Below are 20908 nucleotides of genomic sequence, written 5' to 3' on the forward strand. Positions count from 1 at the left end.
TTTTTTTAGATGTTATCAAACAATTGGTCATCTACTTGATTTGGTAATGTCACTTTTAGATTAGGTTCAGATTCCATAGCACGCTTAATTGCAAAAATTGCACCGTCATTACGTGCCCAACTTCGTCTTGAAATACCATTATTTACATCCCAAAATAACATTTGTTTTAAACGTTTAGATGCTTCTTTAGTACCATCAAGAATCATACCAAATCCACCGTTTATAACTTCGCCCCATCCTACACCTCCGCCATTATGTATGCTTACCCATGTAGCGCCTCTAAAACTGTCTCCTATCACATTATGAATTGCCATGTCTGATGTAAATCTCGAACCGTCGTAAATATTACTCGTTTCTCTGTATGGTGAATCGGTACCAGAGACATCGTGATGGTCTCTACCTAAAATTACACGACCAATAACTCCTATTTCAATAGCTTTATTAAAGGCTTCAGCAATTTTTATTCTTCCTTCAGAATCGGCATAGAGTATTCTAGCCTGAGAGCCTACTACAAGTTTGTTGTCTTGAGCACCTTTTATCCATTGGATATTATCAGCCATTTGCTGTTGAATTTCAACAGGAGAATTTTCCATGATTTCTTCCAAGACACGACAAGCAATTTCATCTGTTTTTTCTAAATCCTCTGCTTTTCCAGAGGCACATACCCATCGGAATGGTCCAAAACCATAATCAAAGCACATTGGTCCCATAATATCTTGAACGTAGCTAGGATATTTAAATTCTCTGCCTAGTTCATTGCTTTCTGATAGCACATCAGCACCTGCTCTAGAAGCCTCTAATAAAAACGCATTACCATAGTCAAAGAAATAGGTGCCTTTATTCGTATGCTTATTTATAGCATCAGCATGCCTTTTTAAGGCATCTTGTACCTTAATCTTAAATTTTTCAGGAGCATCAGCCATCATTTTATTGGCTTCTTCAAAGCTTAGCCCAACAGGATAATATCCTCCTGCCCAAGGGTTGTGTAGAGAAGTCTGATCACTACCTAAATCAATATGAATGTCTTCTTCATGAAATTTTTCCCAAACGTCTACTACATTGCCTAAGTATGCTAATGAAACTGTTTCATTTGTGGCTTTTGCGCTTTTAACTCTATTTACAAGTGTATTGATATCTGTTATTTTTTCATCTATCCACCCTTGATCAAGTCGTACTTGGGTGATTTTTGGATTCACTTCTGCACAGACAGTAATACAGCCTGCTATATTACCTGCTTTTGGTTGTGCTCCAGACATACCTCCCAAACCAGAGGTAACAAAAAGGCCACCTTTAGGAGATTTGCCAATTTTTCTAAATCCATTTAATACCGTAATTGTGGTGCCATGGACAATGCCTTGAGGGCCAATGTACATATAACTACCAGCAGTCATCTGGCCATATTGAGTTACGCCAAGCGCATTGAATTTTTCCCAATCATCTGGTTTTGAGTAGTTAGGGATCATCATTCCGTTTGTAACTACAACTCGTGGCGCTTCTTTATGAGATGGAAATAGACCCATAGGATGACCGGAATACATAACTAGTGTTTGCTCGTTATTCATCTCTGCTAAATATTTCATAGTTAACAGATATTGGGCCCAATTTTGAAAAACGGCGCCGTTACCTCCATATGTAATCAATTCATGAGGATGCTGTGCCACAGCATGATCCAAATTGTTTTGAATCATTAGCATTATACCGGCCGCTTGCATCGATTTTGCTGGGTAAGAATCAATAGGTCTAGCATACATTTTATACTCTGGTCTAAATCGATACATGTATATACGACCGTAAGTATCTAATTCTTCTTTGAATTCTGGTAAAAGCGTAGAATGATGCTTTTTATCAAAATAGCGTAGTGCATTTTTAAGGGCTAATTTTTTTTCTGGCTCTGATAAAATTGCTTTACGTTTTGGCGCATGATTGATCTGTGGATCATATGGTTTTGGTGCAGGCAATTCGTTCGGAATTCCTTCTAATATTTGATCTTTGAATGACAATTTTGTTGTTTGCATTATTTAGTTTTTAGATCGTCTTTATTAAAACCGTACGGGCAATGACGGCAACCACTTTCGCAACAATAGCCACGTTTTAGCAGATATTGTTCAGTAAAACAGCGATATCCTTCTGGCGTGTAATAAAAATCACCATCTTCAATTGGGACATATTTCTTCATCATACACAAAGATAGCGTAATTTGGTCTGATTATTGAAGACTTAAGAATGTGGTAATAATTTCAAAACATATTGTGCCTAACGGTTATTTAGGGATCACATTATTCCCTTTCATATTTCTAAAATCAAAACAATTCGGAGATAATGAAGTGCTTCTAAATCATGAAAAAATTCATCTAAGACAACAGTTAGAGTTGCTAATTATTCCATTTTACCTGATCTACACTTTAGAATTCTTATTACATCTTCTAGTAAAAAGAAATTGGAAACTCGCATATAGTAGTATATCGTTTGAAAAAGAAGCTTTTGTTAACGAAGCAAATCCTAACTATTTAAATAATCGAAGATTTTGGTCTTTTATGAATTACTTTTGAAGTGTCTATGAAGGATATAAAAAATTCAAGAATTCAAGAATTGAAAATAAACGCTCGGGAGCAATTAAGACTTTTCATAAAGCGGGAAGACGAATTGCATCCTTTTGTTTCAGGTAATAAGTTTAGAAAATTAAAGTATAATCTACAAGAGGCCAAAAGACAAAACAAAGAGACATTACTTACGTTTGGAGGAGCATATTCAAATCACATAGCAGCTACAGCTTATGCAGCGAAAAAAGAAGGTTTTAAATCCATTGGCGTTATAAGAGGAGAGGAGCTTACTAGTAAAGTAGAAGTAAATCCTACACTGAAATTTGCCAAGTCTTATGGTATGGATTTTAAGTTTGTATCAAGAGAGGATTATAGGAAAAAAAATACGGATTCATTCCTCAAAGCACTAGAGTATACACACGGAGATTTATATCTTATTCCAGAAGGTGGTACCAATGAATTAGCTCTAAAGGGCTGTGAGGAAATCTTAAATGAGTCGGATCAGGATTTTGATTTCATCTGCGTATGTGTTGGCACTGGAGGTACTATTGCTGGATTAATAAATTCATCACGTTCTGATCAAAAAATACTTGGATTTCCTGCTTTAAAAGGTGATTTTTTAAGTAGAGATATTCGTAAATTTGCAAAATCAAAAAACTGGGAATTAATTTCAGATTACCACTTTGGTGGTTATGGAAAAATAAAGCCAGATTTAATTACGTTTATTAATCAGTTTAAGACGGATCATAATATACAACTAGATCCAATTTACACTGGTAAGATGATGTATGGGTTATTCGATTTAATAAATAAAAATTATTTCCCAAAAGATGCAAAAATACTTGTAATTCATACTGGTGGCTTACAAGGTATAGATGGAATGAATTTAAAATTGAAACAAAAAAAATTGCCCCTAATAGAATTATGAAAATTTCAAATTATATCATGCCATGTATTTTAACACTACTGATTTTTAGTTGTGGACCTAAGAAGGGAATTGTGACAAAAAAGAAGCATGATAAAAGTAAATCTGTTGAGGTAGTTGTATCAGAAAAAGATAAAGAAGAGGAAAATGAGGTAATAGTAAATTCCAAGCCTATTACTTCGGTTGACGCCTATATTTCAAGATATGCGAATATTGCCAAGAGCGAAATGGTTAAATCTAAAATACCTGCAAGTATTACGTTGGCTCAAGGAATTCTCGAATCAGGTTCGGGGAAAGGCCGACTAGCAGTTGAAGCGAATAATCATTTCGGTATCAAATGCCATGGTTGGAAGGGTGCTAAAATTTATCACGACGATGATAGGGCACAAGAATGTTTTCGAAAGTATCGACACGCAGCAACATCATATCAAGATCATTCAGATTTTCTCACTGGTCGAAAGCGCTATGCTAAATTGTTTAAGTTAAGGCAAGATGATTATAAGGGTTGGGCGAGAGGTCTCAAGGATGCTGGTTATGCCACAGATCGTCGTTATCCTCAAAAATTAATTAGTTTGATTGAACGTTACGAATTATATAAGTATGATGATGAAGTTCTAAATCAAAAAGAGCCTAATAGGGTTAGGGTAAATAGTGGTTTAACATTTCATATTGTCGCGAAAGGCGATACGCTTTATTCGCTTTCAAAAAGATACAACACTACGGTTGAAGCTATTAAAAAAATGAATAATTTAAATTCCAATGACTTGGCGGTTGGCCAAGAGTTAAAGATTCCAAATTAGAAATGCTATATCAAAGAAGTAGTGCCTTATTTAAGGAGGCAAAAACAGTTATTCCAGGAGGTGTAAATTCACCGGTACGTGCATTTAATGCAGTTGGAGGAACACCAATATTTGCAAAATCAGCTAAGGGAGCTTATGTGTATGATGAAGATGGTAATAGATTTATAGACTATATCAATTCTTGGGGTCCAATGTTACTTGGTCATGCATTTCCGCCAGTTGTTAATGCAGTTATAGATAAAACCAAAGAGGGAACCTCTTTTGGCATGCCAACGGAACTAGAAACTCAAATTGCTAAATTGGCTGTTTCTATGGTGCCAAATATTGATAAGATTCGATTTGTGAATTCTGGTACTGAAGCTTGTATGAGTGCCATTAGATTAGCAAGGGGCTTTACTAAAAGAGATAAGATTATAAAATTTGCAGGCTGTTACCATGGTCATAGTGATTCTTTTTTAATCGCTGCTGGTAGTGGTGCTGTGACTTTTGGTACACCAAATAGTCCAGGGGTGACACAAGGAACAGCTAAAGATACTTTGTTGGCTAGATACAACGATATTTCTAACGTGGAGGAAATCGTTAAATCAAATCCAAATGAAATAGCTGCTATTATTGTAGAACCAGTGGCAGGTAATATGGGATGTATTCCTCCTGTAGAAGGATTTTTGGAAGGTCTTCGACAGGTTTGTGATGATAATGGTATTCTTTTAATTTTTGATGAGGTAATGACCGGTTTTAGAATGGCTAAAGGTGGCGTACAGGAACTAAAAGGAATTAATGCTGATATTGTCTGCTTCGGGAAAGTAGTTGGTGGTGGACTACCAGTTGGCGCATTTGCTTCGAGAAATGAAATTATGGATGTATTAGCACCAAATGGACCCGTTTACCAAGCAGGAACTTTAAGCGGTAATCCATTAGCAATGGCAGCAGGTTATGCCATGCTAAAAGCTATTAATGAAGATAAGGGGCTTATGAATCGCTTAGAAGAGAAAACTAAGTACCTCCATACTGGTATCACCGAAGCTCTATCAAAGAATAATGTTACACATACTATAAATCGAATTGGGAGCATGATTTCAGTGCATTTTGCAGAAGACAGTGTCATTGATTTCGATAGCGCAGCTAAGGGTAACAATGAAACTTTTAAGGCATTTTTCCATGGGATGTTAGAACGAGGTATTTACATTGCTCCAAGTGCTTTTGAGAGCTGGTTTATTACCGATGCTTTGACCTACCAAGATTTAAATGAAACTATAGCGGCAGTAGAAGAGATAGCCAAAGCACTTTAAAAAAAAGTCTCGCAAAAGCGAGACTTTTTTTTAACTTTTTAGTTTTTAGGAAATTCTTTGTACCGAGCAAATTGCTCTTCGTTTAAGATTCCTTTTATTTTTTCGTCTAACAGATTATTTATTTTTTCACGGACACCTTCTTCAACAACTTCGACTTGTTCTAAATCTAATGTAGCCTGCATATACTCTTGGCAAGCCTCATAAACTAAATCTTTTTGGTCATCATCAAACTTAATAAATGATCTAAGTGCTTCGGTCATTTCAGATGCTTTCTTATTGACCTCAATTATACCTGTTTGTGCAGATACAGTCTGTGTTCCTATTAAGAGTGCAAAAACAAAAAAGCAAAGCGTAATTACTTTTTTCATATTTGGATTATTTAATTATTTGAGCCTAAAATAACAATTTTATTTAATTAAATAAAAAAGTATCGCCTAAGCGATACTTTTTAATGTAAAACCAATTAAGTCTTTATTTTTTCTTGGCTCTTCTACCTTTTTTATGATGTCGACGTGGTTTCATTTTTTCAAATTTAGCATATTGCTCTTCAGATAGAATTTCTTTCATTTGGCGCTTCATTTCAATTTGATGATCAAGGCGTTGATTTTCCATTTTTAGAAATTCTTCTTTAGACGGTTTCTCTCCCTCAGCTTTTCCATTACGAGCTTCACGTTTCTTTTGGCGCTCTATAGCTTGATCTAGCAAAATAGATTCAACTTGTTGTTGTTGTCTATCGGTTAAATCTAATCTTAAGGTCATTTTCTTTGTTTTAAGATTAGCCACCTCTTCTGGTGTCAAGTCCTTCATAATTTCCTTCATATGATCATGGCCTTTGCGGTCTTGTCTGCGTTCTTGTGCACTGGTACTCAAAGTAAAGATTGCCAATACAGCTAATACTAAGTTTTTCATTTTTAATTGTTTTAAGTTACACTCGTAAGACCAGCTATTTATGGATTGGTTTAATGGTAATTATGTATTTAACAAATATTTATCAAACCCTAATTTGAGTAAGAATGCAATATTCAAATTTTATTATCTTGTAAACAGTAATCTGCAATTATGCCATATTGGGTATCTACCGTTTTATTAATCTTAGGGATTTATGTCGCCATTAGTGTTGCGCTCTATTACCTGCAAGATTATATGTTATTTAAGCCGGAAAAACTTCCAGAAGACTTTCAGTTTGATTATGAGAATCAGGAAACAAAAGAGTATAATCTTGAAACTCGTGATGGTGCTGTAATCAATGGTTTAAGATTTTTTCCCAAAGGTGAGAGTAAGGGTGTAGTTTTATATTTAAAAGGGAACTCGAAGAGTATAAAAGGTTGGGGAAAGTTTGCTGTAGATTTTACAAGACATGGCTATAACGTCCTGATGGTAGATTATAGAGGCTTTGGTAAAAGTACTGGTAAACGCTCTCAAAAAGCTATAAAAAGAGATCTTCAAAAGGTATATGATAAAATTAAAGAAAGAACTTCTGAAGATAGGATAATTCTCTATGGGCGATCTTTAGGCTCAGGTTTCGCGACTAAATTGGCATCCTTAAACAACCCTAAGCTTCTAATATTAGATGCGCCTTATTACAGTTTAACTAAGGTCACTGCACGATATGCGCCATTTATGCCATTGTCCTTATTGATTAAATACCCATTACCAACATACAAATGGTTAAAATACGTTAGATGTCCAATCCACATTATACATGGGACTCACGATAAATTAATACCCTATAAATCTAGTATTAAACTAGCGCAAATAAAACCTGAGCTAACTAAATTACACACTGTCATTGGAGGTGGTCATAAGAACTTGAATAATTTTGAATCATATCATAAAATGTTGGATGACATATTAAATAGTCAGCCTAAAACCATAGACCTCGAAAGCACAAGTATCAATGTCATCCATTCATCAAAAAAATCTAAGAAGAAGGCTTAAAACAATAGCTTTAATACTAATTATAATTTATGTTATGCTAGGTGCCGCACTTCATTATTTTCAGGAAAAACTCATATTCTTACCAACGACCTTAGATGAGAATTATGTTTATGAACTTCATTACCCTCATGAAGAATTATTTTTAACAACAGAAGAAGGTACGTCCATAAATGCCATACACTTTAAGGCAGATAAACCTAAGGGTGTAATACTATACTTTCATGGTAATGCTGGTGATCTGAGCCGATGGAGTAAAATCACAGAGTATTTTGCCGAGAAGAACTATGATGTACTGGTTATGGATTACCGCACTTACGGAAAGAGCAAAGGTAAATTGAGTGAAATAGCTATGTACAGAGATGCACAGTATTGCTATGATTACCTATTAAAGCAATATTCTGAAAATGATATTACTTTATATGGAAGATCCCTAGGTACAGGTATAGCATCTTATTTGGCAAAGGAAAACAAGCCAAAGCAACTCATTTTGGAGACGCCTTATTACAGTATACTTGATGTCGCTAAACATCGATTTCCAATATTTCCAGTTAAGTCATTGTTGCGATACCATTTTCCCAATTTTGAGAACTTACCTCAGGTGGATTGTCCAATTCACATATTCCATGGTACGGATGACAAACTGGTACCTTTTGAGTCCGGTAAAAAACTATCAGAAGTTGAAATTAAAGATCTAAATTTTGTGAAGATTGATGGTGGCAGACATAACAACCTCATAGAATTTGAGGCATATCATAATGCAATAGAAACAATCCTAAATTAGAAAAGGCTCCAAGATAACTTGAAGCCTTTAATATTCTGGATCTACTTTTTATTTGGGGTCCAATATGTTATTGACGCGCTCTAGGGCATCGGCAATATGAATCCTACTCATAGAATCAGCACCGCGTGCATTTCTCAATTGCGAACGTAGCGACTTTAATTCTGCTCTAACTACAGCTCTAATATCTGATTGGCTCACATCAACATTTGTAGCTCTTACAAATCGTCTAAAAGCAGCAGGAACTTGAGGTTGCTCATTAGTCATAATAAACTCCATTCTTTCGATATAAGCACGTTGTAAATTACGTCTGTAGATATCAATTTTTCTACCAGTTCTTAATTCGCTGAATAAGCCTCGACGTAGTTCTTTCATCATATCATATAATCCATAAGCTTGACTTCCATTGATAGATTCATTTTCCAATAAGCGTTGCATACGTCCAAAATCCATCATATTATTTAAGGTACGTGTTTGAATTCCTCTTACACGCTCAATATGACCAGCGCTTTCAATTTTATTGAAGATATTATTATCTAACATCCAATCTGGAGTTGTAAATAATTGATCTTGTAAAAATTTCATAGCCTTTTTCTGGTGATCGCTATCTACATGTGTGTATACAGCACCTTCTTGATCATATGTTTTATAGTATTCGTATACACCTCCTATATTAGATGCTACGTGGCCCATATATCTATTAAATTGGCCTAATACTTGACCGTACATAGTTTCTAAATCATCATAATTCTTGCCATCTTCAGCGGTCCATTCGATTAGATTAGGTACAATACGTTTTAAATTTTTAATACCATATTCACTTGCTAAAACAGCATCGTCACCTAAATCTTCGGTTTGAGAACTTGGATCAATAACACCAAACTGTTGTCTTCCAAAACGATACATCGGATCATCCGCACGCTCTAAAATCCATTTATCTAAAGTTGCTTTTTCATCCTCAGCAGTTTCAGCCTCTAAAATAGGTCTGTAACCCCACATTATGGAGTACTTATCGTAAGGACCAATGTTAGGCATTAATGCAACACCTTCATCTCCAGGCTGTGCAACATAGTTAAAACGGGCGTAATCCATAATTGAAGGTGCAGTACCGTATTTTTTAGTAAATTCTGCATCACGTAATTTCTCTACAGGGTATGCCACGCTACTTCCCATGTTATGAGGTAATCCTAACGTATGGCCAACTTCGTGGGCAGATACAAAACGAATTAGTCGACCCATAACTTCTTCTTTAAATTCTACACCTCTAGCATCAGGATTAATGGCAGCAGTCTGTACGAAGAACCAATTACGTAATAAGGTCATTACATTGTGATACCAGTTGATATCACTTTCTAAGATTTCGCCAGTTCTTGGATCACTAACATGCGGTCCGTTTGCATTCGGTATAGGAGAAGCTAAGTATCTTACAACAGAGTATCTAACATCTTCAGGAGACCACTCAGGATCTTCTTCTGGAGTTGGAGGATCCATTGCAATAATTGCATTTTTAAAGCCTGCTGCTTCAAAAGCGACTTGCCAATCTTCAATACCTTGCTTTATATATTTACGCCATTGTTGTGGTGTAGCTCTATCAATATAATAGATGATAGGTTTTTTAGGTTCTACCAATTCACCACGCTCAAATTTTTCAATGTCTTCATCTTTTACCTCAAGTCTCCAACGGTCTAAAAAACGTACCGTTTTACTTTCTTGAGCGTCTAATCCATAATCAACTTGTCCTCTAGCAAACCAGCCTACACGTTGGTCGAACATTCTTCGTTTCATAGGCACTTCAGGAAGTAAAATCATAGAATTATTTATTTCTAATGAGATACTACCAGTACTAGAATTTGAAGGTGGTCTACCAGCAGCATAAGTTTTTACATGACGTGCTTCAATATTACGCGGATAACTCTTTACGGACTCAATGAAAGATTTATCAGACTCTAATCGTGTAATTCTATATTGCTGTCTTCTTGATTGAGGAAAGCCTAAAGCTTTAACATCTCTCTCAAATAGTGGTGTTACATCAATAACTGTACTTGTTGAGTCTTTGCTATATGCTTTAATTGGAAAAGTAGCTAACACTGGCTCAAAGTTAGAGTTAACAACAGCTTCACTTACAGGAAGAGAGTCTGCAGCGACCACTTGATGAGAAACTACCCTTAAAACAACTTTCTTGTTTTTCTTTTGCCAACGTAACACTTGTGTGTTTTGCTTGCCACCACCAAAACCAATACCGCTAGCTGTTTTAGCAATACGTGTTACCATTAACATTTCTCTGTCAAAAAGCGAATCTGGTATTTCGTAATAGAACTTGTCATCTAATGAATGAACTGTGAATAGCCCTTTATCACTTTTGGCATCCTTAGTTATAACTTTGTTGTAAGGTTTTGGGTCATTTTTGCCAGGTTTTTTTCCTGGTGGTTTTGCCATGGCAGTGGCATCTGGAGTTTTACTAGTTTTACTTGCTTTCTCAGCTGTTTTACATGAAAAGGCAAGAAACATCAATGCTACAAGGAGTAGCTTAATCTTAGTGTGTTTCACTTTAGTCGGTTTTTAAAAATTTGCCTGAAATTACGGATTACAAGGACAAAATTGAGTTAAGAAACTAGACTTTAATATATATTTAACGCAGAAATTATAAGGTATCTAAGTACGCCTGTATTAATGAAATACCTTCACTATGAGTCATAGTTGTGCCTATAAATGGCATGCTGAATCCATCATTGAAATTTGATATTCGTAAGTTGATACTTTCCTTCCTGTCAATGATATTTGATTCAACTAATGTGGTGCCAAAATCTAATCGCAAAGTAGATTGGTTTTCGCAGTAACCACCAGCTGTATGGCAGTGTGCACAATTAATATCTAAATAGGCTCTGGCGCGTTCTTCTAGGGAAACGCTGTTGTCTAACCAGTTTGGAATACTTGAAACAGAATTCGGATTTGAGATACCAATGAGCGCACCAGAATTGATGAGTTCTTGTAATTGATTAACTCCATTTGTCTCAAAGTTTAGTGCTCTTAGTTTTGGCCCAATAGGTGTTAAATTATCGTAGGTACTATGGCAAGTAAAGCAATCTGCATTAGATGGAATTTCATAATTTGTAGTTTGCTGATTACCGTCATTATCAACCCATGTCACTGGTAAAATGCTGCCATTAGGATCTAAAACGGCCTCTGTCTGCTCTTGGTTCCAGATATAGTCACCAGATTCCCAATTTCCGTTGAGTTTAATTAATACACGTGTCTCTATAATTTGTCGACCTATGGACGGATCACGCTCATCTAAATTGTAATAAAAGGTTTTGGCAATAACCGTATTATCAGGAAAGATTGGTAAGCCATCACCATCAAATGTCAACGAACTGTTATTGGGTAATGCAATTAATCGTTCCTTATGTGCGTAATCTGTAAATAAAGGAGTGTTAGTCTCGTATTCGAAGGCTTTCGAGCTTATTTCAAGATTGTTTAATTCACCTGTATAAATATTGAGTTCGGACAGATTTGTTCTAAATTCTGCTACAACATCTGGTATGGTATCTAAGGTGATAACGTCATCGTCTCCACATGAAAAAATCATGATAAATAAGCAGAAAGTGACAATAATTTTTTTCATTGAGGGACAGCTAGCTATTTTTAACGTTCACCAATTTACTAAAAAAGGCAAGACTTCCAAGTTTTCTGTGTTATATGGGCTTTTATCAACGAAAAAAGGGACTACCATATGAAAATCCCTTTATATTTATTTGTTCTACAGGTTATTATGAAATTACTTCGACGAATAAGCCTTCATCTGTTTTTTCAACTTTAGTAAGTCCTAGCTTACTTAGGCCTTTCATGCCCTTGTCCCAGCCTTTATTACTCAATCCAGATTGCGATTTTAACGCACCTAAATCCATGCGTTTTTCGGACTTAAGAATATCGAAAATTGCTTTCTCATTATCACTTAATTCAAGCTTCTTCTTTTCTGGTTTCATCTGTGGAAAAAACAACACCTCTTGTATACTCTGATTATTAGTTAAGAACATAATAAGACGATCCATACCAATACCCATTCCTGATGTTGGTGGCATACCATATTCTAAGGCTCTTAAAAAATCAAAATCTATAAATTCTGTAGCCTCATCATCTCCTTTTTGGGCTAGTTTTAATTGATGCTCAAATCGCTCGCGCTGATCTATAGGATCGTTTAATTCTGAATACGCATTGGCGATTTCCTTGCCACAAACCATAAGCTCAAAACGTTCTGTTAGCTCAGGGTTTTCTCTATGTTCCTTACACAACGGACTCATTTCCTTTGGGTAATCCGTAATAAAGGTTGGTTGAATGTAGTTACCTTCACATTTCTCGCCAAATATCTCATCGATAAGCTTTCCTTTACCCATAGTATCATCAACTTCAATATTCATGTCTTTACAAGCTTGTCGAATTTCATCTTCAGTTTTACCATAAATGTCAAACCCAGTAAACTCTAAAATAGAATCGCGCATTGTGATGCGTTTATATGGTGCTTTGAAACTTATTTGATGCTCACCAAAGGTAGCATCTGTTGTTCCGTTAACTGCCATTGCACAATGCTCTAATAGTTGCTCACAAAAATCCATCATCCAATTATAGTCCTTGTAGGCAACATAAATTTCCATTGCAGTAAACTCAGGATTATGGGTTCTATCCATACCTTCATTTCTGAAATTCTTAGAGAACTCATAAACACCTTCAAAACCACCAACAATTAGACGCTTTAGATAGAGTTCATTAGCTATTCTCATGTATAGAGGAATATCTAAAGTGTTATGGTGAGTCACAAAAGGTCTCGCAGCGGCACCACCAGGAATTGGTTGTAAAATTGGAGTTTCTACCTCAAAATATCCAGCATTGTTAAAAAACTGGCGCATCGAATTAAAGAGTCGCGTACGCTTTACAAAAACTTCCTTAACATGCGGATTTACTGCTAAATCAGCATAACGCTGTCTGTAACGTAGCTCAGGATCATTAAATTCATCGTAGGTATTACCTTCAGAATCTTGCTTAGGTAATGGCAGTGGTTTTAAGGCCTTACTTAATAAGGTGAATGCTTTTACCATAACTGTTTTTTCACCTACTTGGGTTGTAAATAATTCACCCTCAATGCCTATGAAGTCACCAATATCTAAAAGTTTTTTGTAGACCTCGTTATATTGTGTTTTGTCTTCACCAGGACAAATCTCATCGCGATTAAAATACACTTGAATACGACCTTCACTATCTTGTAATTCTGCAAATGAGGCTTTTCCTTGAATTCTTCTCGACATAAGACGCCCAGCAACAATGACTTTTTTGCCATCAGTATAGTTGGCTTTAATATGTTCTGAAGTATGATTTACTGGGTATAAATCTGCAGGATATGGATTAATACCGAGTGCTCTTAACTTACCTAACTTCTCGCGTCTTACTAATTCTTGTTCTGAAAGTTGCATTCCCTAATTTTTTGAATTGCAAAATTACATTTTTTCAAAAAATTAGGGAACACCTTTATGGATAAGATTTCTCGATTAATTTAAGAGAAACTTTTCCGAAATATAACTATCATTAAGGCGCAACAACTTCGCCCTTAATTTTTAGTACCCTGTTACCGCCTTCGGCATTAGACATTACAGTAACGGTTTTAGTAAAGGAACCAAGTTTCTTTGTGTTATACTTTATTAATATTTCACCAGATTCACCTGGTAAAATGGGTGCTTTTGAATAACTAGGTGCAGTACAGCCACAACTAGTCTTTACCTTAGTAATTAGTAGTGGCGCTTCACCTGTGTTGATGAAATTAAAAGTCCTAAGGCCATCGGAGTTCTGTACAACCGTGCCGTAATCTAAAGTCTCCGTTTCGAACTCAATAACTGCTACTTTACTTTTTAGCGTATGAATTTCTGCGGTTGTAGCATTGAAAAAAATAACGCTAAAAACTGTTAGAATGAAAGTGTTTACTGTTCGTTTCATGATTAAAAAATTTAAAAGTTAATATGAGACAAACTTCTATTTTTAATCTGTTCCACTCGGAAAATAGTGGTTTGAAATCGGTACTAGTACCTGGTATGAAATTTACAACTACTTTATAAACAGAGATTTAGCTTCGTCTCTAGATTGCACATTTAATTTCTTGTAAATGTTATTGGTGTGTGTTTTCACTGTGCTTACACTTAAAAATAAGGCTGTAGCTATATCTTTATTTGATTTATTTTGGAGTAATTGGTCTAATACTACCTGCTCTTGTTTAGATAATTTTTCGCGTAGATTTTTAGTTTTGGATTTCTTGCTTCCAAGATATTTGTAAACAAGAAATAGGTTCAATATTATGGAAGCAAAGAGTAAACCATAGATAAAGTAATTTTTGTTTTCTAGGGTATCAGTAGAGTATGCTTCTAGCATATATTTATCTGCTTCAATTTCATTATTATATTGGCTAGTATAAGACGATTCTGGGTAGGCATTATTCAGTCTATCTTTAAGTTCTTCATAATAAGAATTCGTCTTTAGATCTTCGACATAATAATTGTGTAAGTCACTACTCCGATCTGAGATATAACTGTAAATATAGAGTTCTGCTAATGGTTCATTTAATGATTTACCAAAGTCTTGCAAGGTTTTAAACCACTTCTTGTTATTAAGTTTTCTATTGGCTTGACTTCGGTATTCTCCATAGGCAAAGCGCATATCTTCCTTTAAAGAGTCTATCCTAACAAAGGCATTAGCTCTTGGGTTACTAGATTCGATATTACAAAATGCTTGGTTGCCAAATGAAAGTGGAAGATTTAATATGTCACTGTTATTAGCAATAAAAAGTAATTCGAGACTATTATTGCAATGGCCATTAAAGTGGTTTATTTCCTGTTGCGTCTCCGAACACTTATCGATATGAATGCGGTAAATACGGTTATCTTGTTCTAGCATATCACCTTTAAACTCAAAAAAACCGTTCTCATCAGCGTAAGTTTTGGCGATAATTTGTTCTGCAAATACACCTGAAATTTTACGATAATCATCGACGACAGAGAGGTAGACTGTATTTTGCCATTCTTCAGCATCTATATAACCAGAGAACGCGTACTGGGCTTTGGCGCTACTAACAAAGAAAAAAAGAAATAAGACTAAATATCTGTGCATAGGACGAAGCTACATAAAAATTAAGGACTTTAAAATAAATGAATTCTTAAAAGTGTAACAACTTAATCAACTTTGCGTCATATATATACAGAAGATAAGTATTCTGTATTTCATAAAATAGTAGTTAGTTAGATTATCCTATTGAGTTTGTCAATTTGAATTTTGTTTATTTCATATTGCTTTTAAAATGTTAATGTTATAATGGCAGACTCAATAGGGTATTTTTTGCTCTCTATTTAAAAATTAAAATAATAAATCATCAATCTAAAATCATGAGTATTTGGCGTGTTTTACTCTCCATAATTTGTCCACCTTTAGCCGTTTTCGATAAAGGGTGCGGTTCCATTTTTATCGTATTTCTACTTTGGCTCTGTGGCTGGGTTCCAGGTGTTATCGCTGCACTTGTAATATTGAATAATCCAGACAGATAATTACGTATCTTTGTGCCTCAATTTTTAGCTTATAGATTCAATCCCAGAGGTTGAATTTAGATTTGAATTATTCATGAATAAAACGATAAAATTAGAGGATCTTGGACTTAAAGATTTTAAGGAAACTTGGGACTACCAAGAGGGTCTATTTAAAGCTATTTTAGACACTAAAATTAAGAATAGAAGAGAGGAAGCTGGTCTAGAGACAGACAACCATTTTTTATTTGTGGAGCACCCTCATGTTTATACATTAGGGAAGAGTGGTGATCTTTCAAATCTTTTACTTTCAGAAGAGCAATTAAAAGCTAAAAATGCAACCTTCTATAAAATAAATAGAGGTGGTGATATTACCTATCATGGACCTGGTCAAATTGTTGGTTATCCTATTCTAGATTTAGATAATTTTTTCACTGATATTCACAAGTATTTGAGATTCCTTGAAGAAGTCATTATTCTCACTTTGGCAGAATATGGATTACAGACTGAACGTAGCCCTGGAGAGACTGGTGTTTGGTTGGATGTCGGAACACCTTTCGCTAGAAAAATCTGTGCTATGGGTGTACGCGCTAGTCGTTGGGTTACTATGCATGGTTTTGCCTTAAACGTAAATGCGGATTTAGGTTATTTTGATAACATCATTCCATGTGGTATTAAGGGTAAGGCTGTCACTTCTTTGAATGTTGAATTAGGTGTTGAAATGGTGGATGAAGAGCAGGTGAAATCTAAGATTTTAAAGCACTTTTCAGAATTATTTGAGGCCGAGTTTTTGGCTAATTAAGAATAGCATCTTCAGTTTCATTGATTCTGCTCACATCAATAAAAGTTTTGCCATTTTCTTGGTAAGCAACATATACAAATTTTTGACCCCATTCAATCTCATTAGGTTTGTAAGACGATCTAGAATATACCATCTGTCCAGACGACTCGTCAAAGGCTTTGAGACTTACAATAAATTCAGCATCTTTTTCATTCAAGTCGTTCAGGTCTATACCTAACAGAGGACTTTTAGAATCGATAGGGTGCACAACAGTCCACATAGATGGAAAGAACACTACTCTTTTACGTTCTAATTCTAGTACATGAAAGTTCCTCAAATCTGATCCTTTTCGTTTCATAGACACACTCACATTTGTCTCAACTTCAAGAAGCTGATTTTTTTGAGGATTAGCTATTCTAAACATAAAGCCGTTTATGTTTTTATAGGGAGCTATAACTGCTTTTTCACTGTATCTAATCCTAGAGCTCGGCTTAGAAAATCTTCCGTAGAGCAAACCTGTGGCTAAGGCAAAGGAGAGAAGACCCAATAAAGATTCTGTAGCAGCCACAATATTGGCAGGAAGACCTAAGGGTGCAACCCGACCATAACCTAAGGTTGTAATAGTTTGAGCACTAAAAAAGAAAGCTTCCATAAACTGCTCAAAAGGACCCATACCACGAGTACCTGTTAAATTTTCAACACCTATGATGTAATAAATAGTTGCAAAAAAGAAATTAACCACAAAATACCCTAGTAGAATAAGACCAAAGAAATGTGTCCATTTCATGGTAACTAATGCATGAAAAAAATTAAGTCTTTCAAAAAAAGGAATGTTGGTTTTTACGATATTAAAACTTCCGTCTTTGTTAACCGCACGATAACCAGAGGATGGTGATTTTTCACCAAGTCCAAAATCATTAAAATGGTCTTTTTTTAGTCTTGCCATAGTACGACGAAGTTAAATAAATATTTATGGTTGTTTTTTAACTCAGACAAGAAAAAAATGAAACGCCAAATTTCTTTGGCGTTTCAGATTTGAGGGCTTGAGATTTGGTTGCCTTAATATTTTTTAATTCGATGTTTTACAAATCACATCATGAGATGAAATAAAAAAGTTAGGGAAAAATGAAATGTTTTGTTTTAAGTAATTGATTAATAGCATTATAAAATTAATAATTACAATCCATTTGGTAAAATGGAATCTATATTTCTTAATTAATCTTGTAAGACAGAAGTGTATTATCGTTACCCAATACGATTAATTCAACATTACGGTCGCGATCTAAGTTTGATAATTCTGCTGATGAATTACCATAAATAGGGAAATTAGGTATGGCTTGTCCTTGGCTGTCGAACAGATATACTTTATTAGTTTCGCTATCTGTTGTTGTAACATAGATTTTATCATTTAAATAAAATATTTTGGGCTTGGTATAACTTCCAAAATCTAGCTCTATTCTGTTAGATCTAATTCGCAATTCATTATCACTAAGACTAACAAGTGTTTTACTAGTTGCATCTATATTGTGATCTGTTATAAGATCGAGTTGTTTTCTTAAGATTTCACCTTTTGTATTTACCTGTACTAATTCTCCCTTTGTATTGGTAGTCGTGAATTTATTTTTATGTAGAAAAATTGAATTATCCGAGATGCGAATATTGTCCTTTATATCAACTCTAATCTTACCACGTCTATTTAAAATTTTCATGGTTTTGTCTGTAGCAAAGACAATGTAGTCTTTATTGTCTATTCTAAAATGTTTAGGTTGAGTTTTTATTTTGTCGCTTGTACTCTTGTAATCAAAACCAGTAACTGACGCACCTTTAGCTGTATACATCAGTAATTCATTCGCTTGGGTTATTAGAAGTCGAAAATCTCTGTTATTATCATAATCAAATACCGATAGCGGCTGTGTAATTGCATCATTAAATTTTAATGGAAAAGGATTTACATCATTACCATTTCTATCGATAACGTAAAGTCTGTTTGAAGTTGTAAATGCAAGTTGTAATCTACCATTTTTATACATGTCTATTTGTTCAATAGCACCTAATATTTGGCTTTGTAGTTTTTTCTTCCAAAGAATCTTACCAGAGTTCGATACAAGGTAGAGTACATTGTTAATATCCTGTATGGCGATATCTTTAGTTTTATTCAAATGATTTACAAGAATATGTGGGCCACTAATAATGGCATCTTCAATGGCAGTATTAAACATTTCAGTTACCGAATGTCTAGTACTTTTCTGTTTATAATTTTTAAAAATACCGTTTGCTAAAGCATAATCGTCTTCGAATATATATTGAACCGCGTTAACATTGTATTTACTTAAATCACTGTTTAAATAATCTGACATTGTAGAACCATCTTTATAAATAAAAAGTGAAGATTCGTCACTAAGTTTCTCATTAATACTTGCGAATTGTTCAGAATCACCAAGGGTATTACCATTTAAATAGTCTGTAATTATTGCACTGCAATTTTCTATAGTATTTGAAAAAACAACATAGTTGCCAATATGGAAGCAATAATGTGCATCCTTATAGTTAAGAAGTGTTTCAAATTCAATATCAAAATAATTTGGATTTGGGAATTGGAATATATCTACCTCTCTAAAGGTTTCTTCATAAGATTTATTCTCTAGGGATTCCATAAGTAATTCTGGGTCGAGGGAAAATAAATAAATGCCATTTTCAGTTTCTGAAACCTCACTGCAATAGTTTAAGAAGGAGGCAGTCTCATTGCTATAAAGTGAATCTTTTGTTGCATCATTGGATGCATCACTTTTATAATTGTCTAAAGTCAATGCAATTAATGATTTGGTCTTATTAGAGACAATTCCCAGACTCCGCACTTTTTGAGGCGCAACTTTTTTAAAGTTCTTGAGGATGTTACTAACGCTGTCTTGTTGAGTTATGACACCACTGAAGTTAAAATTAGTAGCATCTGTATTAAAATCTAACACAGCATAATCGTCATAAATATGATCTTTCAATAATATTTTTGAAATATCTGAGGAGTCAAGTTTAAAAACTGCACTTGCAATTGCCGATTGATTAGTACTTTCAAAAAGCCTTTCAAATTTAGTTGACTTATAATCATCAATTATTAATTCAAGTGCGGACTGATTGTTAGAAGTGAGAAATATGTTTTCAATTTTATGATAAAAAATTAATAGGGAATCTATAGAAGATTTATATATATCGCTATCGACAGGTTTCTTACTAAATTCAAATTTAGTACTATCAATACTATTGGTGTTCTCAATATATTGAGCCGTAATAAAGGTGTTAGGGTTTGAATCGTTTGATTCTCTAAAAGCAATATATACAGATGGTGAGGGAAGTAAATAATTTAAGACTTTTTGTGTATCTGAATACTCCTTATTATATATGGTATAAAAAAGCGAATTATCAAAAACGCCATTTTTGAATTCGTTTAGCGCATTTATCTTAAGTACAACATCGGAATCCTCTAGTAAAAAATCTGTGGGTTGTAATTGTTTGCCATTATATTTTTGGCAAGTGTAAAAGGTTAGTAGAACTAAAAGAAGAATGTTGAGGCGCTTCATTAACAATGGACAATTAATTAATAAACAAATATAATTAAGTTAAAGATCCAATTTATATTGCTCTGGTAATAATCTAAACGATTTTCTATGATATTTTGATATTCCATATTTTTCTATGGCAGCTCTATGCTCCTTTGTTGGGTATCCTTTGTTCTGTTTCCAGTTATACATCGGAAACTCTTCGTGTATTTTACTCATGTAAGCATCACGATAGGTCTTGGCAAGAATAGACGCCGCAGCAATGCTTAGATATTTACCGTCACCTTTTACAATTGTTTTATATGGTATGTTTTTGTAAGGTTTAAACTTGTTGCCGTCTACTATTATGTATTCAGGCTCAGATTTGAGTTTAGAAATAGAATGGTGCATTGCTTTAATTGAAGCATTAAGAATATTAATGTTGTCAATTTCATTTTCAAATACATGTTGCACTGAAAAACAACTGGCTTCGTTTTCTATAACTGATTTAAGTAGAGTTCTATTTTTTTCGGTGAGTTGTTTAGAGTCGTTTAAAATGGTATTTGTAAATGTTTTTGGAAGTATAACTGCGGCAGCAGTAACTGGTCCTGCCAAACAACCCCTTCCAGCTTCATCAGTACCACATTCTAAATCGAATTCTGAGTATTGAATTTTTAAAGGCAAAATGTTAAAGTTTGAACAAAGTTAAAATTTTAACGCAACCCTTTTGAAGATTGTGTATCTAACTAATGAGTTTTTACCCGAAAAACCTTTAAA

At 34.5% G+C, this 20908-nt stretch carries 19 protein-coding genes; 7 read left to right on the forward strand and 12 right to left on the reverse strand.

What is annotated here, in order from left to right; genetic code table 11:
* Positions 1 to 5: 5 nt before the first annotated feature.
* Together ACRHOC_RS12605 and ACRHOC_RS12610 are read right to left on the reverse strand one after the other, a co-directional pair.
* Complete coding sequence (locus ACRHOC_RS12605; protein WP_431159028.1) at positions 6 to 2000, reverse strand: urocanate hydratase; 1995 nt, start codon at positions 1998 to 2000, stop codon at positions 6 to 8.
* Positions 2001 to 2014: 14 nt separating this feature from the next.
* The gene (locus tag ACRHOC_RS12610) at positions 2015 to 2176 is read right to left on the reverse strand and encodes a DUF5522 domain-containing protein (protein ID WP_431159029.1); all 162 of its coding nucleotides are present in this window, start codon (positions 2174 to 2176) and stop codon (positions 2015 to 2017) included.
* A 380-nt stretch (positions 2177 to 2556) separates the two neighbouring features.
* On the opposite strand from ACRHOC_RS12610, the gene ACRHOC_RS12615 reads away from it, so the two are divergent.
* The 3 genes from ACRHOC_RS12615 (at position 2557) to hemL (ending at position 5554) form a co-directional block, all read left to right on the forward strand.
* The gene (locus tag ACRHOC_RS12615; protein ID WP_431159008.1) at positions 2557 to 3468 is read left to right on the forward strand and encodes a 1-aminocyclopropane-1-carboxylate deaminase/D-cysteine desulfhydrase; all 912 of its coding nucleotides are present in this window, start codon (positions 2557 to 2559) and stop codon (positions 3466 to 3468) included.
* 71 nt (positions 3469 to 3539) lie between these two features.
* A complete protein-coding gene (locus tag ACRHOC_RS12620; RefSeq protein WP_431159009.1) occupies positions 3540 to 4265 on the forward strand; it encodes a glucosaminidase domain-containing protein in 726 nt (241 codons plus the stop codon).
* A gap of 2 nt (positions 4266 to 4267) precedes the next feature.
* Positions 4268 to 5554 (forward strand): glutamate-1-semialdehyde 2,1-aminomutase, encoded by a 1287-nt coding sequence (hemL, locus tag ACRHOC_RS12625; RefSeq protein ID WP_431159010.1) that lies wholly within the window; start codon positions 4268 to 4270, stop codon positions 5552 to 5554.
* Positions 5555 to 5592: 38 nt separating this feature from the next.
* On the opposite strand, the gene ACRHOC_RS12630 is transcribed toward hemL, so the two are convergent.
* Complete coding sequence (locus tag ACRHOC_RS12630; RefSeq protein ID WP_431159011.1) at positions 5593 to 5922, reverse strand: hypothetical protein; 330 nt, start codon at positions 5920 to 5922, stop codon at positions 5593 to 5595.
* 103 nt (positions 5923 to 6025) lie between these two features.
* The gene (locus ACRHOC_RS12635) at positions 6026 to 6463 is read right to left on the reverse strand and encodes a hypothetical protein (RefSeq protein WP_431159012.1); all 438 of its coding nucleotides are present in this window, start codon (positions 6461 to 6463) and stop codon (positions 6026 to 6028) included.
* Positions 6464 to 6613: 150 nt separating this feature from the next.
* Between ACRHOC_RS12635 and ACRHOC_RS12640 the strand changes: the two genes are divergently transcribed.
* Both ACRHOC_RS12640 and ACRHOC_RS12645 read left to right on the forward strand, forming a co-directional pair.
* A complete protein-coding gene (locus tag ACRHOC_RS12640; protein WP_431159013.1) occupies positions 6614 to 7492 on the forward strand; it encodes an alpha/beta hydrolase in 879 nt (292 codons plus the stop codon).
* Positions 7493 to 7526: 34 nt separating this feature from the next.
* Positions 7527 to 8273, forward strand: a complete 747-nt coding sequence (locus ACRHOC_RS12645; protein ID WP_431159014.1) for an alpha/beta hydrolase — start codon at positions 7527 to 7529, stop codon at positions 8271 to 8273.
* A 48-nt stretch (positions 8274 to 8321) separates the two neighbouring features.
* Here the strand turns inward: ACRHOC_RS12645 and ACRHOC_RS12650 are convergent, their stop codons facing one another.
* From ACRHOC_RS12650 to ACRHOC_RS12670, 5 genes are all read right to left on the reverse strand, one after another.
* Positions 8322 to 10778 carry a zinc-dependent metalloprotease gene (locus ACRHOC_RS12650; protein ID WP_431159030.1) on the reverse strand — a complete coding sequence of 819 codons (2457 nt, stop codon included), beginning with the start codon at positions 10776 to 10778 and terminating at the stop codon, positions 8322 to 8324.
* Between the two features lie 133 nt (positions 10779 to 10911).
* Positions 10912 to 11892: a hypothetical protein gene (locus ACRHOC_RS12655; RefSeq protein ID WP_431159015.1), complete on the reverse strand. Its 981-nt coding sequence runs from the start codon at positions 11890 to 11892 to the stop codon at positions 10912 to 10914.
* A 145-nt stretch (positions 11893 to 12037) separates the two neighbouring features.
* Positions 12038 to 13732 (reverse strand): lysine--tRNA ligase, encoded by a 1695-nt coding sequence (lysS, locus tag ACRHOC_RS12660; RefSeq protein ID WP_431159016.1) that lies wholly within the window; start codon positions 13730 to 13732, stop codon positions 12038 to 12040.
* A gap of 112 nt (positions 13733 to 13844) precedes the next feature.
* Positions 13845 to 14249: a DUF1573 domain-containing protein gene (locus tag ACRHOC_RS12665; protein WP_431159017.1), complete on the reverse strand. Its 405-nt coding sequence runs from the start codon at positions 14247 to 14249 to the stop codon at positions 13845 to 13847.
* A gap of 108 nt (positions 14250 to 14357) precedes the next feature.
* Complete coding sequence (locus tag ACRHOC_RS12670) at positions 14358 to 15413, reverse strand: LuxR C-terminal-related transcriptional regulator (RefSeq protein ID WP_431159018.1); 1056 nt, start codon at positions 15411 to 15413, stop codon at positions 14358 to 14360.
* Between the two features lie 272 nt (positions 15414 to 15685).
* Between ACRHOC_RS12670 and ACRHOC_RS12675 the strand changes: the two genes are divergently transcribed.
* A complete protein-coding gene (locus tag ACRHOC_RS12675; RefSeq protein ID WP_224479307.1) occupies positions 15686 to 15844 on the forward strand; it encodes a YqaE/Pmp3 family membrane protein in 159 nt (52 codons plus the stop codon).
* 73 nt (positions 15845 to 15917) lie between these two features.
* Positions 15918 to 16622, forward strand: a complete 705-nt coding sequence (gene lipB, locus ACRHOC_RS12680) for a lipoyl(octanoyl) transferase LipB (protein ID WP_431159019.1) — start codon at positions 15918 to 15920, stop codon at positions 16620 to 16622.
* Here the strand turns inward: lipB and ACRHOC_RS12685 are convergent.
* The 3 genes from ACRHOC_RS12685 to ACRHOC_RS12695 all read right to left on the reverse strand — a co-directional run bounded on the left by ACRHOC_RS12685 (position 16615) and on the right by ACRHOC_RS12695 (position 20815).
* Positions 16615 to 17547, reverse strand: coding sequence for an ion channel (locus ACRHOC_RS12685; RefSeq protein ID WP_431159020.1), 933 nt, complete (start codon positions 17545 to 17547; stop codon positions 16615 to 16617). The two genes, lipB and ACRHOC_RS12685, sit on opposite strands and share 8 nt — an antisense overlap.
* 265 nt (positions 17548 to 17812) lie before the next feature.
* Positions 17813 to 20173, reverse strand: a complete 2361-nt coding sequence (locus ACRHOC_RS12690) for a hypothetical protein (protein WP_431159021.1) — start codon at positions 20171 to 20173, stop codon at positions 17813 to 17815.
* 39 nt (positions 20174 to 20212) lie between these two features.
* Entirely contained in the window at positions 20213 to 20815 is a 603-nt protein-coding gene (locus tag ACRHOC_RS12695) for a ribonuclease HII (protein ID WP_431159022.1), read from the reverse strand.
* Positions 20816 to 20908 lie beyond the last annotated feature (93 nt).

Origin of the sequence: Winogradskyella poriferorum (assembly GCF_050618035.1) — a bacterium.
Classification (GTDB): Bacteria; Bacteroidota; Bacteroidia; order Flavobacteriales; family Flavobacteriaceae; genus Winogradskyella; species Winogradskyella poriferorum_A.

Coding starts and splice junctions, on each gene's coding strand:
- ACRHOC_RS12610 (WP_431159029.1), bottom strand. CDS start 2,176: ATGAAGAAATATGTCCCAATTGAAGATGGTGATTTTTATTACACGCCA.
- ACRHOC_RS12615 (WP_431159008.1), top strand. CDS start 2,557: ATGAAGGATATAAAAAATTCAAGAATTCAAGAATTGAAAATAAACGCT.
- hemL (WP_431159010.1), top strand. CDS start 4,268: ATGCTATATCAAAGAAGTAGTGCCTTATTTAAGGAGGCAAAAACAGTT.
- ACRHOC_RS12630 (WP_431159011.1), bottom strand. CDS start 5,922: ATGAAAAAAGTAATTACGCTTTGCTTTTTTGTTTTTGCACTCTTAATA.
- ACRHOC_RS12635 (WP_431159012.1), bottom strand. CDS start 6,463: ATGAAAAACTTAGTATTAGCTGTATTGGCAATCTTTACTTTGAGTACC.
- ACRHOC_RS12640 (WP_431159013.1), top strand. CDS start 6,614: ATGCCATATTGGGTATCTACCGTTTTATTAATCTTAGGGATTTATGTC.
- ACRHOC_RS12645 (WP_431159014.1), top strand. CDS start 7,527: ATGCTAGGTGCCGCACTTCATTATTTTCAGGAAAAACTCATATTCTTA.
- ACRHOC_RS12650 (WP_431159030.1), bottom strand. CDS start 10,778: ATGTTTCTTGCCTTTTCATGTAAAACAGCTGAGAAAGCAAGTAAAACT.
- ACRHOC_RS12655 (WP_431159015.1), bottom strand. CDS start 11,892: ATGAAAAAAATTATTGTCACTTTCTGCTTATTTATCATGATTTTTTCA.
- lysS (WP_431159016.1), bottom strand. CDS start 13,732: ATGCAACTTTCAGAACAAGAATTAGTAAGACGCGAGAAGTTAGGTAAG.
- ACRHOC_RS12665 (WP_431159017.1), bottom strand. CDS start 14,249: ATGAAACGAACAGTAAACACTTTCATTCTAACAGTTTTTAGCGTTATT.
- ACRHOC_RS12670 (WP_431159018.1), bottom strand. CDS start 15,413: ATGCACAGATATTTAGTCTTATTTCTTTTTTTCTTTGTTAGTAGCGCC.
- ACRHOC_RS12675 (WP_224479307.1), top strand. CDS start 15,686: ATGAGTATTTGGCGTGTTTTACTCTCCATAATTTGTCCACCTTTAGCC.
- lipB (WP_431159019.1), top strand. CDS start 15,918: ATGAATAAAACGATAAAATTAGAGGATCTTGGACTTAAAGATTTTAAG.
- ACRHOC_RS12685 (WP_431159020.1), bottom strand. CDS start 17,547: ATGGCAAGACTAAAAAAAGACCATTTTAATGATTTTGGACTTGGTGAA.
- ACRHOC_RS12690 (WP_431159021.1), bottom strand. CDS start 20,173: ATGAAGCGCCTCAACATTCTTCTTTTAGTTCTACTAACCTTTTACACT.